Raw genomic sequence first — 14,860 nt, 5'->3', positions numbered from 1 at the left:
TCTAAATTTTCATTGAAATCTTCAATTTTGTTCTTCGTATTCCGTCCAGGTTTGGTTATTTACATTTTGATCTAGATTTGGGTTATAAAGTGAATTATCACTTTTAATGTATTCCCCTTGGTTATTCATCCAGTATTGGTTTGCCCCTGCCTCAACTTTATAAGTTTGCCCGGTATTTGTATTGCTTACGTTTGTATTTCCGTGAATGTAATCTACAAATTGCTCTTGACTACGATCGCTTGCAGCTTGGTTAGCACGCCAGCTTGCCATGTTTTGGTCCATTGCGGCCATTCTATCATTGAAGCGAGCCGTGTTTTGATCGCCAAAAGATTTTATGTTTGCCATTCGCTGTTGGTGGGCGGCATTGCTTTGCTGTGCAATTTGCATATCTTTTTGATTAACGGCCTGTAGCCACTGCGGATTTATCTGCTGGTTTAAGAGACCGTTGATGTAGTGTGTTTTTGCTTCTTCAAAGGCACCTTCAGAAGCTTCCAATACCGAATATGTAATGCCCCAATACCCTCCATATTGATCGTAAGAAACAAAATGGTGCAGAATGGTTAAGAATGAAGTGCCGTCCGGATCACGCCATTCCAGCCCCATAACGTTGAAATTTTTTTGTGAAGGTACGCTCTTATACAATTGATCGTCGAACTGTTTGTCCCAAGCGGCAAACTGCGGCATTGGATATTTGCGCACCAGCTTGCGATTTATTTTGTTGGCATATTCCATAAACCCTTCGTTTATTACTTGGTCAATGGATTTCGGAAGCTGCACTTGCATCCCACTCTGCTGATACATTTGGTTCATTTGCGGATCGCTTGAAAACATATAGCTGCCACCGCGCTCGCCGTGCACTTTTATGCCATTGGGCCCAGTATAAAGGTACTGGCCGCCATTTTGTTTCTGCCAAGATGCAGGAAACGGAATGCGGGACATTACCATTCCGTTTCGGGAATCAATAGTGTTAAAATATTTCAAGGCATCGTTACTTGCAATTTGATTATGGTTGTTTCTATGATTTTCTGATGTGATTTCTTCATTGTAGTATTCTTGGAAGTTGTCATCTTCATCGTAATTTTGCTTTTCGCCATTAAAACAGGAAGCGAAAAAAATTGAAACAATGGCCAGAAAGAGAGGTGATGATTTCATAATAAAGCTATTTTGTAAGTATATCTTCACATCGGGAAGTTTTTTGAAATATCATCAAAAAAAGCTACTCTCTTCATTTATAGTTTCTTGGTGCGGTTTAATACTATATATTCACAAATATTTCTGAATATATATTTGTTAAAATGGTTATCTTTGCCACAGATTCAAGGTTTTAAAACTAAAATCTGTAATTTTATTGTTAGAATAATTAAGCTTATGCGCGGCCCCCTGTTTTACTCAAAAATTTTACTTTTCGGTGAATATGGAATTATTAAGGATTCCAAAGGATTATCAATACCGTATAATTTTTATAACGGTGCCTTAAAAATTGATAAACACCATACTGTTTCTACCCATAAGTCTAACGCAAGTCTTAAGCGCTTTGCGGAATATCTGGAAACCCTCCAAACCGAGAATCCAAAATTGGTTTCTTTTGATATGGAAGCCCTAAAAAAGGATGTGGAAAACGGATTGTATTTTGATAGCAGTATTCCACAGGGTTACGGCGTAGGTAGCAGCGGGGCATTGGTAGCCGCCATTTATGATAAATACGCAAATGATAAAATTACCGTTCTTGAGAATCTAACTCGCGAAAAACTACTAACGCTAAAAGCTATTTTTGCTGAAATGGAGTCTTTTTTCCACGGCAAATCTTCTGGGCTGGACCCTTTGAACAGTTATTTGAGCCTTCCTATATTAATCAATTCCAAAGATAATATAGAACCTGCGGGCATACCTTCGCAAACTGAAAATGGAAAGGGCGCTGTGTTTTTATTGGACAGTGGAAGCACTGGCGAAACCGCGCCAATGGTGCAGATTTTTATGGAGAATATGAAGCAGGAAGGATTTCGGAATATGCTCAAGGACCAGTTTGTAAAACATACTGATGCCTGTGTTGAGGATTTTTTACAGGGTGATGTAAAGTCACTGTTTGGAAACATCAAGCAACTCTCAAAAGTAGTGCTTGACAATTTTAAGCCAATGATTCCGGCACAATTCCACAAACTTTGGAAGAAAGGAATTGACAGCAATGCATACTACCTAAAACTATGCGGTTCAGGCGGTGGAGGCTATATGCTTGGTTTTACCGAAGATATCGACAAAGCCCGCAAAGCATTGAAAGATTATAAACTGGAAGTGGTTTATAGTTTTTAGAAATTTCTTTCCAACATATTTTTTTCTTTAAACCATTTCGGATGGTTAAATATTAATTGTTTTCAATTAATAAATATTTGGTATTTTGGCAACATTATTCAATTCTAAATTTCCAAAAATGAAAAGAAAATTATTATTACTGTTGCTCTCCTTCATTTTCCTAAATAGTTATGGTCAAATAGACTTTGTGGAAAAAGTTGTAATAGGAAATGAGAATGCAACAAATAATCCTAGTTCGGTATTTGGTGCAGATTTAGATGATGATGGCGACATTGATATGATTTCATCATCAATCTTTGATGGTAAAATTGCTTGGTATGAAAATTTAGATAGTCAGGGAGGTTATGGTAACCAACAAGTAATTTCTCTAGAAGCAACAAGTGCAAATGATGTATTCGCAATAGATATTGATGGCGATGGCGATATAGATGTATTATCAGGATCTGGAAATATGAATGAAGGCAAAGTGGCTTGGTACGAAAACATAGATGGACTAGGAAACTTTGGGGACCAAATAGTTATAGCAGAAGAGCCAATGGCATACCGATCTATCTTTTCAGCTGATCTTGATGGCGATGGCGATAATGATATTTTAGCATCTTACACCAATCCAAATGGAGGTAAATTAGTTTGGTATGAAAATTTGGATGGTTTAGGTACTTATGGTACAGAAAACATTCTCAATAACAATGCAATAACAGTAATTGCAATTTTTGCTGCAGATATCGATGGCGATGGAGATATGGATGTTTTGTCAGGAGCAGGAAGCAATAGTCCTCTTGGGTGGTACGAAAATATGAACTCTCAAGGACAATTTGGATCTATAAGAACAATTTCGAATTCTGGGATCGATAGTGATATTCATGCTGTAGATATTGATGATGATGGTGATCTAGATGTACTTTCCACAGGAGGCGAAAGAGTTTCTTGGTATGAGAATATTGATGGTATGGGAAGTTTTGGTGTCAGACAGATTATTAATGATTATATAGGAGGTCTTAATGCGGTTTTCCCATCAGATATTGATGGGGATGGGGATATTGATGTAGTATCAGGTTATTATTCTGATTCTAACCCTGCGATAGTTTGGAATGAAAATATAGACGGAATAGGCAACTTTGGCCCACCCCAGACTGTAAATTCCGATTCCTCAATTATTGTTTCTGTTTATAATGCAGATGTTGATAATGACGGAGATTTCGACATCCTATTTGCTTCAGAAGACAGAATTGGTTATCATGAAAACATAGACGGGATAGGCAATTTTGGGCCACAACATTTTTTTACATATAATGTAGATAGTCCCAGATATATAGACTTGGTTGATATAGATAATGACGGTTTTTTGGATGTGCTTTCAGCCTCTTATTTAGATGGCGAGATTGCGTGGTATAAAAAAAATGGTCGAAATGGAAATTTTGGCATTCAGAGGACAATATCAAAGAAAAACTTTGGGGCAAAATGTGTTCAAGGAGTTGATATGGATAATGATGGCGATATTGATGTTTTGTATTCAACGGATTTTATGGTGGCTTGGCATGAAAACTTGGATGGAAATGGAAATTTCGGCACAAAGCATATTATTTATGAAGATATAACAGGGCCATCAATTTATGAGATAAATGCGGCGGACATGGATGGTGACGGGGATTTCGATATTGTTTATGCATCTTATATAGCTTCTGAATTAATTTGGCAAGAAAACATAGATGGAAATGGGGCCTTTGGCCCAAGAAATATAATATACACGGCTTTTGGTTTCGCTCCAATTTCTATGGATTTAACTGACATTGATAACGATGGGAAAATTGATATTCTGTGCTCATCCATAGGAACATTTGGTGAAGAAGGGATAACTTGGATAAAAAACTTGGGAAATGGAACTTTCGGATCTCCTCAATCAATCACATTAGATATTCTGTATTATGTTGAAGCTGCAGATGTTGATGGTGACAATGATGAGGACATCGTTGCCACTAATAGAAATCAAAATAGTGTTATATGGTTTGAAAACTTAGATGGACAAGGCAACTTTAGCTCAGAAAAAAGTATAACATCAAATTTGATTAACCCGATAACGGCTTATTCGGCAGATATTGATAAAGACGGGGATCTGGATGTGATATCAGCATCCTATTATGATCAAAAAATCGTGTGGTATGAAAATTTAGATGGTTTAGGAAACTTTGGGACACAAAATATTTTAAAAGATGATGCCCATAGGACCAATTTTGTATATGCGGATGATGTTGACGCAGATGGTGATGTCGATGTTTTTGCTATTATAGGAGGGACGAATGAAATAATATGGTTCAAAAATTCCCTTATAATGGGTCTGGAGCAACAAAGCTTTTTTGATTTCTCTATCTATCCAAATCCCTCATCAGATTTCTTAAATATCGTTTCCCAACAGCAGTTGGCAAGTGTCGAGGTGTATAACAGTTTGGGACAGTTAATCTTAACCAATCAAATTTCTCGAGATACAGACAACCCAAAAATTGAAGTTAAAGGATTAACGGTAGGACTTTATTTTATTAAAATGAGAACTGTTAACGGCGAGATTGGGTTACTAAGATTTCTGAAAGAATAAGTTTTTGGGTAAACACCTTATTAGATTTTATTTTTACAGAAAAAATCACAAAATTAATTAAAGATGCTTCATGCTTTTTAACTCCATTGATTTTGCAATCTTTCTGCCCATTGTCTTTTTGCTGTATTGGTTTGGTGCCAATAAAAACTTAAAACTTCAAAATTTACTCTTACTCGTTGCCAGCTACGTTTTTTATGCATGGTGGGATTGGCGTTTTCTTTCGCTAATTATTTTTAGCTCTGCAGTAGATTATTTGGTGGGAATTGGATTGTCAAAAACCGAAAAGCATGAAAAGCGCAAAGCTCTTTTATTGCTGAGTATTTTTGTAAACTTGGGCTTTTTGGGCTTTTTTAAGTACTTCAATTTTTTTTCCGAAAGTTTTGCGGAAGCATTTACACTGTTGGGACATCCTTTTGAAGCCTCCCGATTAAATATTATCCTTCCCGTGGGTATTAGCTTTTATACCTTTCAAACTATGAGTTATTCCATAGATGTGTACCGTCGTAAAATGGAGCCAACCAAAGATGCCATTGCTTTCTTTTCATTCGTCAGTTTTTTTCCACAGTTGGTTGCGGGGCCTATTGAGCGGGCAACTAATCTTTTGCCGCAATTTTTTAAAAAAAGAAATTTTGAATATTCTTTGGCAATGGATGGCCTTCGGCAAATACTCTGGGGGCTTTTCAAAAAAATGGTGATTGCAGATAACTGTGCACAGTTTGTGAATTTGGCCTTCAGCAATCCGCAGGATTATACTGCGAGTTCGCTTGCAATCGGGGTAGTGTTTTTTGCCTTTCAGATTTACGGTGACTTTTCGGGTTATTCAGACATTGCCATCGGCACGGCCCGGCTTTTTGGTTTCAATTTGATGAAGAATTTTTCATACCCGTACTTTTCAAGGGATATTGCCGAGTTTTGGAGGCGTTGGCATATTTCGCTTTCCACTTGGTTTCGCGACTATGTTTATATTCCTTTGGGCGGTAGCCGTGGTAGCGATTGGTTAAAAGTTCGTAATATTTTTATCATTTTTATTGTAAGCGGGTTTTGGCATGGTGCCAATTGGACCTTTATTTTTTGGGGTGCGCTCAATGCCCTGTACTTTCTTCCGCTTTTACTTTTGAAACGAAACAGACAGCATATAGAAGTTGTGGCAAAAGATAGTTTTTTGCCCAGCGTGACAGATTTCTTCAAAATACTTTTCACTTTTACCATCACTTGTTTTGCGTGGATTTTCTTTCGGGCAAACTCACTCAGCAGCGCTTTTGAATATATTTCATTACTTTTTTCGCAATCAATTTTTGAAGTGCCCAATTTTTTGGCATTGAATAAAATGTATGTTCTTTCACTTTTAATTGTAGGGTTTTTGATGTTTGAATGGAAGGGGAGGGATGCAAATTACGCCATTGAAAACTTTGGGAAATCTTGGCCAAAGCCCTTAAAATATGTTTTTTACTATAGTTTGGCTATGCTCATCTTTTTCTTTGGCGGAAAAGAACAGGCCTTTATATATTTTCAATTTTAATAAGGATGAAAAAATTTTTGATAGAATCTTCATTGTTTTCCGTAGCAATTATCGCTTCGGTTTACTTTGTTTTTCTACAAGCCGATGGAAAGAGCGATCCGTTTTATTTAAGAACCACAACGCCAAAGCAATCCTCACTTATATTGGGAACTTCAAAAGCAGCACAGGGCTTGATGCCAGAGTTCATAAACCCTTATTTGGAAACTGATATTTATAATTTTTCTTTTACCGTGGCGCATAGTCCCTTTGGCCCAGCGTATCTCAGCGCCATCGAAAAGAAACTGGATCCAAGAACAAAAGATGGAATTTTTATTATCACGGTAGACCCGTGGAGCATTTCCAGTGATGGAATTGACCCCAATGATGAAAACCAGTTTGGCGAATCAAAATCGTTTATGGGCACGCTGTCTTCCTTTAGTTCAAAGCCGAATGTTTCGTATATATTGAATAGTTATGGCGATAATTACATTAAGATTCTGTTGAATTTTTCCCAAATGGAAGTACATGACGATGGGTGGTTGGAGGTTTTTCCGCCAATGGATTCTACTTCAGTAAAAAATAGAATTGCTGAAAATATTCAGGAGCAAAAAACAAAATTGAAAAACTACAAGTTTTCCCAAACACGATTTGAATACTTAAAAAAAACGATTGAAACACTAAAAACCCACGGCAAGGTATATTTGGTAAGACTTCCAGTTGATAATAGAATTGCAGCGATTGAGGCAAGACTGCTTCCCGATTTTGATAAAAAAATTGATGAATTGGCTAAATCTGAAGCCGTACCATATTTAAATTTAATGAATTCCGATACAAAGTTTACCTTTACGGATGGTATCCATCTTTATAAGGATTCGGCGAAAGATGTTTCTGCTGAAGTAGGAAAGTGGATATCCAAACAGTAAAAACTAAATACTTGTCTCTAAAAAAATGCTCAATAGAAAACAAAAACTCTTCCTTTTAAAGTTTTTTAGCCTGTTTTCTGTGGTTCGTGGTTACAATATTTTAATTATTGTAATCGCTCAATACCTTACCAGCATCTATATATTAGCGCCAGATTTGCCCGTTAGACAGGTTCTTTTTGATGTAAATTTATTGATGCTCGTTTTGGCATCCTCTTCTGCAATTGCAGGGGGTTATATTATAAACAGTTTTTACGACAGTGAAAAGGATTTAATAAACCGTCCGCGTAAAACCATGCTTGACAAGCTTGTGAGCCAGCGTACAAAGCTTTCAGCCTATTTTGTGCTCAACTTTTTGTCGGTCATTTTTGCAAGTTACGTTTCGTTTAGGGCGGTGCTATTTTTCTCAATTTATATCTTTTTTCTTTGGTTGTATTCCCATAAGCTCAAAAAATATCCTTTCATTGGTAATATTACTGCGGCCATACTTGCGGTAGTTCCCTTCTTTGCAATTTTTGTACACTACGCAAACTTTGACGTGGTGATTTTTGTACACGCTACTTTTCTGTTTCTGCTGATTTCTATGCGCGAATTGGTAAAAGACCTCGAAAACCTAAAGGGCGATTTAACACATGGCTATAAAACCATTCCAGTGGTTTACGGTGAAAAAACTTCAAAAAGGATGTTGACGGTTTTGAGCATACTAACGTTGGCGCCAACCATTTTGCTCATCACAAAATTTGAGGGAGAAATAGGCTATATGGATTATTATTTTTACGCAAGCATTGCCGGACTGGCTGTTTTTCTCGCAGTTTTGTGGTATTCAAAAAACAAAATCCACTATATGGTTTTGCACAATATATTGAAATTTGCCATCGTCATAGGTGTATTTAGTATTGTTCTTATTGATGTGGAATTGCTCTTAAATCGTTTTTCCTAAATCTGAAAGTTTAGTGAAAAAATCCCAAACCACAACGCCCACACTTACTGCAATATTTAATGAGTGCTTCGTTCCAAATTGTGGAATTTCAATTACGGCATCGCTTGCACTGACTACTTTTTGCTGTACGCCCTTCACTTCATTTCCAAAAACCACGGCATAGGTCATTTCTTTCTGTACCGAAAAATCGTTAAGGTTAACTGCAAGTTCGGCCTGCTCGATAGAAGCCACAAAAACACCCTCATTTTGAAGTTTTGAAACTACATCGAGTGTGTTTTCAGCATATTCCCAATCCACGCTTTCCGTTGCGCCAAGAGCGGTTTTTTGGATGTCTTTGTGCGGTGGTTGTGCAGTAATGCCACAGAGATAGATTTTCTTTACCAAAAAAGCATCAGCGGTGCGAAAAACGGAACCGATATTGTTCAAACTGCGGATATTATCTAGAATAATGATCAGCGGCGTTTTTTCCGAAGCTTTGTATTCTTCGGGATTCAGACGGTCCAGTTCGCTGTTTTTTAATTTGCGATTTTTCATAGGCGGCAAAGTTAATCGTTAGCTGGCTAAAAGTGAAGTCAATTGTTGATAAAACCCAATAAATCCTAATCACTTCATTTTAAAGAAAAGAGCATTTTAGTTACATTTATCGATTAAAGATTTTTTTGATTTATGGCGAAGAAGGAAACCCCATTGATGAAGCAGTACAACACGATTAAAGCAAAGTATCCCGATGCTTTGCTGCTGTTTCGTGTGGGCGATTTTTACGAAACTTTTGGGGAAGATGCCGTGCGTGCGGCTGGAATTTTAAACATTACGCTCACCCACCGCAACAACGGTGGCGATAGAACTGAGCTCGCCGGGTTTCCGCACCATTCCCTCAATACCTATTTGCCAAAACTGGTTATGGCGGGCTGCCGCGTGGCAATTTGCGATCAGTTGGAAGATCCAAAAATGACTAAAACCATTGTAAAGCGTGGTGTTACCGAACTTGTTACGCCAGGGGTTGCTTTTAACGATGATATTTTACAATCAAAATCAAACAACTTTTTGGCGGCCATTCATTTCGGCACTAAAAATCTCGGGGTTTCCTTTTTGGATGTTTCCACGGGCGAGTTTTTGGTTTCGGAAGGTTCTGCGGAATATGTGGATAAATTACTGCAGAATTTCAACCCTTCGGAAGTGCTTTTTTCAAAACAGAAACGAAAGCTTTTTTCTGAAACCTTTGGAAATAATTACCACGTTTTCCATTTGGAGGATTGGATTTTTCAAAGTGATTATTCCTTTGAAACGCTCACGAAACACTTCGATGTAAAAAATCTAAAAGGTTTTGGCGTCGATCATTTGGAAGAGGGCATAATTGCTGCCGGTGCGGCACTCCATTATTTAAGCGAAACGCGACACACGAAGCTTCAACATATCTCAAAATTGTCGCGAATTGCCGAAGACGAGTACGTCTGGATGGACCGTTTTACCATCCGCAATTTGGAGCTGTACCATTCCAACCAGCAAAACGCGGTTACGCTTTTGGATGTGATTGATAAGACCATTTCGCCAATGGGCGGAAGGCTTTTAAAGCGGTGGATGGCGCTTCCGCTAAAAAATGCTGAAAAAATAAATCGCAGACACGAAGTAGTAAGTTTTCTTTTGGACAATCCAGTTACTCTGGAAAAAATGCAACAATACACAAAACGCATCGGGGATTTGGAGCGACTCATTTCAAAAGTGGCGACCGGAAAAGTGAACCCGCGCGAGGTTATTCAGCTTAAAAATTCCTTGGAAGCGGTCGTTCCCATAAAAGCGTTGGCACTGAATTCCAAAAACGAATCGCTAAAAATTATCGGCGAACAACTGCACGACTGCGAATTGCTTCGGAACAAAATAAAGGAAACGCTTTTTGAGGAAGCGCCAGTAAATATTTTGAAGGGAAATACAATTGCCGAAGGTTTTTCGGAAACGTTGGATGAATTGCGGAATATTTCAGCAAATGGAAAGGAATATTTGGACGAGATGCTGGAGCGCGAAACCAAGCGCACGGGAATTTCTTCACTTAAAATAGCCTCGAACAACGTTTTTGGATATTATATTGAAGTACGAAACACCCATAAAGACAAGGTTCCGCCGGAATGGATCCGCAAGCAGACACTCGTAAGCGCTGAAAGATATATAACGGAAGAATTAAAGGAGTACGAAACCAAAATCCTGGGCGCTGAGGAAAAAATACTCGCCTTGGAGCAGGAGATTTTTGCGAAATTGGTTGAGTGGATGCTTCAGTTTATCGGTTCAGTGCAGCAAAATGCAGCCTTGATTGCGCAATTGGATTGCCTGTGTTCGTTCGCAACCCAAGCCAAAGAGGCAAATTACACACGACCATTGCTGGATGATACGTTTGATTTGGACATAAAGGAAGGCCGCCATCCAGTAATCGAAAAACAGCTTCCACCCGACGCTCCTTATATTGCAAACGATGTTTTTCTCGATCGTGAAAACCAGCAAATAATTATGATTACCGGACCCAATATGAGCGGTAAATCGGCCATTCTTCGGCAGACTGCCTTGATTGTTTTGTTAGCGCAGATGGGCAGCTTTGTTCCTGCTTCGGAAGTGCGAATGGGGTGTGTGGATAAAATTTTCACAAGAGTTGGCGCAAGTGATAACATTTCAATGGGCGAATCAACTTTTATGGTAGAGATGAACGAAACGGCGAGTATTTTGAACAATCTTTCGGAGCGGAGTTTGATCCTCTTGGATGAAATTGGCCGTGGAACCAGCACTTATGATGGAATTTCCATCGCTTGGGCGATAAGTGAATACCTTCACGAACATCCTTCGCGCGGGAAAACACTTTTTGCGACCCATTATCATGAATTGAACGAAATGACGGAGACTTTCGCGCGCATCAAAAACTACAATGTTTCGGTAAAGGAATTGAAGGATAACGTGCTTTTTCTTCGGAAACTGGTTCCGGGCGGAAGCCACCACAGTTTTGGAATCCACGTTGCAAAAATGGCCGGAATGCCGCAAGCAGTGCTTCAACGGGCCAATAAAATCTTGAAAAGGCTTGAAAAAAGTCACGCTTCCGAAGAATTGACCGAAGAAATGAAGGCGGTTTCCAAAGAAGAAATGCAATTGAGTTTTTTTAAACTGGACGATCCCCTGTTGGAAGAGCTGCGCGAAGAGATTTTGGATATTGATATTGATACACTTACCCCGGTAGAGGCATTGATGAAACTTAACGAAATACGACGTATGTTGCAACGGAATGCCTCAGTTAAAATGAAAAAGTAAATTTCAGTAATAATTTATCAAAAAAGACTTTGCTTTTGAAGTAAAATTTTTAAATTTGCTCCCGCTTTGAATGTGAAGCACCGTTCATTAAATATTCTGCGAAAATAGCTCAGTTGGTAGAGCGCCACCTTGCCAAGGTGGAGGTCGCGGGTTCGAATCCCGTTTTTCGCTCAACCTTGAATGCCGATGCAATTCGGCATTTTTTGTTAAGTCCAGATTGTAATAAACAATCTATCCGAGGCTTTTGCAGGCTGAAATTAAACCTGCAAGGAGCGCAGCCGAAATGCTCGAGTGGTGGAATTGGTAGACACGCCGGACTTAAAATCCTGTGACCATTTGGTCGTGCGGGTTCAAGTCCCGCCTCGAGTACTTAAAAGCTTCTTCTTTATTGAAGGAGCTTTTTTTGTGGCGTGATTTTTTTGCAGATATAACTTACTAACATATTGCCCAAGGGGAAGTAAATGGCAAAAAATAAAGTCATCGCCAAGGTTACATTATACGGGGTAAACAATTGTGATAGTATATTGTTTTGGTATACATAGGAAGTTTGAAAAGTATATCCGCAAAGTTCTAGAACCCCGACTGCTAAAAGGCCATAACAATACTGGTTGAAAAAGGAATACTCTTTTATTAATATTGATACGGGCACCATATACAAAGCATAACAGGTGATTATTTGCCACCAATTCTCAAATCGAACAATTTCAAAATAAATTCCTATGCTGTTCATTATAAAACCTGTCACTAAATACAGGATGATGTAAATGCACAATTCCATAAAGGAAACTTTTTTGAATTTTTCTGTTATGGTTTCTAGCATATCTGAAGTAATTGTGAATGCAAAATAAAAAAAAGCCCTTTCAAATTTGAAAGGGCTTTACATTTTTTTTTAGCAAAAAATGCTTATTGACCGTCAGTAGCGTCTTTTACAGCTTCTTCAGTTTCATCAGCAGCATTCTCGATAGCGTCACCAGTTTCCTCAGCAGCATTCTCGATAGCGTCACCAGTTTCCTCAGCAGCTTCTTCTACAGCGTCACCAGCTTCTTCAATAGACTCCTCAGCGTTATCCATCATAGTTTCAGCAGTCTCTTCTGCGTTTTCCTCAGTTTTAGTATCTCTGCAAGAGTAAACTGAAGCAACCAATGCAAGAGCGGCAAGTGATAAAAATAATTTTTTCATTGTTGAAATAGATTAGTGATTAATAGTGTGCAAAAGTAATTAAAAAATTAATTCAAAACTTTTTTTCGGGTAAATATTTCCAATACCTTTTCGGAATATGTTTTATATGCAAACGCATATTCTTTCGGGAAGGTATATTACTGTTTTTAAAGTAGATGCCCCAAAGCTGCTGAAAATTTATTTCGTCAAGTGTAAAATAGGTTGAAGCGTTGCTTGTATTGTTTGTGTTGGAGGAAATTTCCAACTTAACGGTTTGAACATTTTTAAGGTCATAATAGACGCCATATTTCCGTTTAACATCATATAAAAGCCATTTTTGATCGGCATATCTTTTTTTAAAATGATCTGCATTTAAGGGAAGAACATTGAAGTCTGGCTCTATGCTTGCAAAATAAATATCATCTTTTGTGAGCTTAAAACGCACAAAGGCGTCCATTCTGTGTTTTTCACGATCTACTTTTTTTGCAACTTTGTCTATTTCAAGGATCGATGGATCGCTGTAATCATTTTCAATAGGAACTTCGGAAGAAAACGTACGTTTTATAAAGTGTAATATGGCAGTTTCAATTGTTGGAATTTCACTCAAGAAAGCTTTGTAGATTTTTTGCCTCCCTCTTGCCGAAAGTTTTTTTGAAAGCCCTTTCCAAACGCGTGTTGCTTTTATTTTATCTGTTATAATTACTTCTTCAGCATCAAAGAAATTTTGTTGTGAGTGCTCTCGCTTTTTAATGCAAACATTTGTTAGCTTGAATTCAAAAACATAAAAGATAGCGGAAAGAAGTCCATCGAAACTCCCGTCATAAATCAAAATGGTTTTCATGTGGGCTGCAAACTTTGGTTATCAAACAAATTCAACTGGGTACTTAGTTCTTTTCTGAATTTGCTTCCGGAGCTATTCATTATCAATCCTTTCAATTGTGCGGCGGTTCTATCTTTTCCTTCAAAAATTCTGGAATCACAGGTTATGAAGTATTTTGCCCTATTCAATGCAGTGCCAATTGATTTAAGGTTTTCCCAATTAAGTTTTCGATATCTGCGTGCCGCAATAATTTTGTGGACCGATTTTACCCCAAGACCTGGTACGCGCAATAACATACGCATATCTGCCTTATTTATATCAACTGGAAATTGGTCCAAATTGCGCAGTGCCCAGCTTAACTTGGGGTCTATATCCGATTCCAGATTTGGGTATTCGGTATTCAGCAATTCACGTACATCAAAACCATAAAACCGAAGTAGCCAATCTGTTTGGTAAAGTCTATTTTCACGTAAAAGAGGAACCGCAGTGCCGATGGACGGTAAGCGATTGTCATGGCTTATGGGAACGTAGCCGGAGTAATAAACCCTTTTAAGATTAAATGATTTATAAAAAAAGGCTGAGGTGTACATTATTTCAGCGTCGCTTTCCCCACTGGCGCCTACAATCATTTGGGTGCTTTGCCCCGCCGGGGCATAGAGAGGGACTTTTTTCAAAAGTTTTTTTTCGTTTTTATATTGAATGATTTCATTCTTCACCTTTTCCATAGGTTTTATAAAATCTTTTCTGTTTTTTTCCGGAGCAAGTAATTTCAAACCTTTTTCTGTGGGAATTTCAATATTTACCGAAAGGCGATCTGCATACAGGCCAGCTTCCCGCATCAATTCATCGCTTGCGCCTGGAATGGACTTTAAGTGAATATATCCATTAAAATTCTCTTCCTCACGCAACTTTTTTGCAACCGCAATCAAACGTTCCATGGTATAATCTGCGTTTTTAAAAATTCCGCTGCTTAAAAAAAGGCCCTCAATGTAATTGCGTCTGTAAAAATTAATTGTCAAATCTACAACCTCTTGTACCTTAAAAGCTGCGCGCTTTATATCATTACTTTTTCGCGTTACGCAATAGGCACAATCAAAAATGCAATGATTGGTAAGCAGAATTTTTAATAGTGAAACGCATCTACCGTCTTCCGTGTAGCTATGGCAGATGCCCATTCCGCTACTATTGCCCAGGCCGTTGTTTTTATTTTGTCTCTTGCTTCCGCTTGAGGAACAGGAAACATCATACTTTGCAGCATCGGCTAAAATGCTGAGTTTTTCATTTATTCGATTAAAATCCATAGCAAAATTTGGAGTATTGCCAAAAATAAGGAAATACTCCAAAT

11 protein-coding genes and 2 tRNA genes are annotated in these 14,860 nt (G+C 38.2%); 8 read left to right on the top strand and 5 right to left on the bottom strand.

The genetic code is table 11. The features are described 5' to 3' along the window. Positions 1-21 precede the first annotated feature (21 nt). Positions 22-1,152, bottom strand: coding sequence for a hypothetical protein (locus LS48_RS08370; protein ID WP_062621916.1), 1,131 nt, complete (start codon positions 1,150-1,152; stop codon positions 22-24). A gap of 216 nt (positions 1,153-1,368) precedes the next feature. Here LS48_RS08370 and LS48_RS08365 point away from each other — a divergent pair, with 216 nt between their 5' ends. From LS48_RS08365 to LS48_RS08345, 5 genes are all read left to right on the top strand, one after another. Continuing rightward, complete coding sequence (locus tag LS48_RS08365) at positions 1,369-2,307, top strand: mevalonate kinase family protein (RefSeq protein ID WP_062621914.1); 939 nt, start codon at positions 1,369-1,371, stop codon at positions 2,305-2,307. 118 nt (positions 2,308-2,425) lie between these two features. Then, the gene (locus LS48_RS08360) at positions 2,426-4,897 is read left to right on the top strand and encodes a T9SS type A sorting domain-containing protein (protein ID WP_131807711.1); all 2,472 of its coding nucleotides are present in this window, start codon (positions 2,426-2,428) and stop codon (positions 4,895-4,897) included. 70 nt (positions 4,898-4,967) lie between these two features. Next, the gene (locus LS48_RS08355) at positions 4,968-6,416 is read left to right on the top strand and encodes an MBOAT family O-acyltransferase (protein WP_062621910.1); all 1,449 of its coding nucleotides are present in this window, start codon (positions 4,968-4,970) and stop codon (positions 6,414-6,416) included. A gap of 5 nt (positions 6,417-6,421) precedes the next feature. After that, positions 6,422-7,318, top strand: coding sequence for an SGNH/GDSL hydrolase family protein (locus LS48_RS08350; RefSeq protein WP_062621907.1), 897 nt, complete (start codon positions 6,422-6,424; stop codon positions 7,316-7,318). A 25-nt stretch (positions 7,319-7,343) separates the two neighbouring features. After that, positions 7,344-8,255: a geranylgeranylglycerol-phosphate geranylgeranyltransferase gene (locus LS48_RS08345; RefSeq protein WP_062621905.1), complete on the top strand. Its 912-nt coding sequence runs from the start codon at positions 7,344-7,346 to the stop codon at positions 8,253-8,255. On the opposite strand, the gene LS48_RS08340 is transcribed toward LS48_RS08345, so the two are convergent. Next, the gene (locus LS48_RS08340; RefSeq protein ID WP_062621902.1) at positions 8,238-8,789 is read right to left on the bottom strand and encodes an RNA methyltransferase; all 552 of its coding nucleotides are present in this window, start codon (positions 8,787-8,789) and stop codon (positions 8,238-8,240) included. The genes LS48_RS08345 and LS48_RS08340 overlap by 18 nt on opposite strands. Positions 8,790-8,921: 132 nt before the next feature. Between LS48_RS08340 and mutS the strand changes: the two genes are divergently transcribed. The 3 genes from mutS (at position 8,922) to LS48_RS08325 (ending at position 11,906) form a co-directional block, all read left to right on the top strand. Further along, on the top strand, positions 8,922-11,537 hold the full coding sequence (gene mutS / locus LS48_RS08335; RefSeq protein WP_062621900.1) for a DNA mismatch repair protein MutS: 2,616 nt from the start codon (positions 8,922-8,924) through the stop codon (positions 11,535-11,537). 98 nt (positions 11,538-11,635) lie between these two features. Next, a tRNA-Gly gene (locus tag LS48_RS08330) sits at positions 11,636-11,708 on the top strand. A 114-nt stretch (positions 11,709-11,822) separates the two neighbouring features. Further along, positions 11,823-11,906 (top strand) — tRNA-Leu (locus LS48_RS08325). A 534-nt stretch (positions 11,907-12,440) separates the two neighbouring features. Here the strand turns inward: LS48_RS08325 and LS48_RS15585 are convergent. The 3 genes from LS48_RS15585 to LS48_RS08305 form a co-directional block, all read right to left on the bottom strand. Continuing rightward, a complete protein-coding gene (locus LS48_RS15585; RefSeq protein ID WP_235811020.1) occupies positions 12,441-12,611 on the bottom strand; it encodes a hypothetical protein in 171 nt (56 codons plus the stop codon). Between the two features lie 157 nt (positions 12,612-12,768). Beyond that, entirely contained in the window at positions 12,769-13,536 is a 768-nt protein-coding gene (locus tag LS48_RS08310) for a TIGR03915 family putative DNA repair protein (RefSeq protein WP_062621895.1), read from the bottom strand. Beyond that, complete coding sequence (locus LS48_RS08305) at positions 13,533-14,816, bottom strand: putative DNA modification/repair radical SAM protein (protein WP_062622126.1); 1,284 nt, start codon at positions 14,814-14,816, stop codon at positions 13,533-13,535. The genes LS48_RS08310 and LS48_RS08305 overlap by 4 nt, the downstream gene beginning before the upstream one ends. Positions 14,817-14,860: the final 44 nt, after the last annotated feature.

This window comes from Aequorivita aquimaris, assembly GCF_001573155.1.
GTDB lineage: Bacteria > Bacteroidota > Bacteroidia > Flavobacteriales > Flavobacteriaceae > Aequorivita > Aequorivita aquimaris.
The sequence above is the reverse complement of the archived record's forward strand: the minus strand, read 5'-3'. Positions and strand labels throughout refer to the sequence as shown.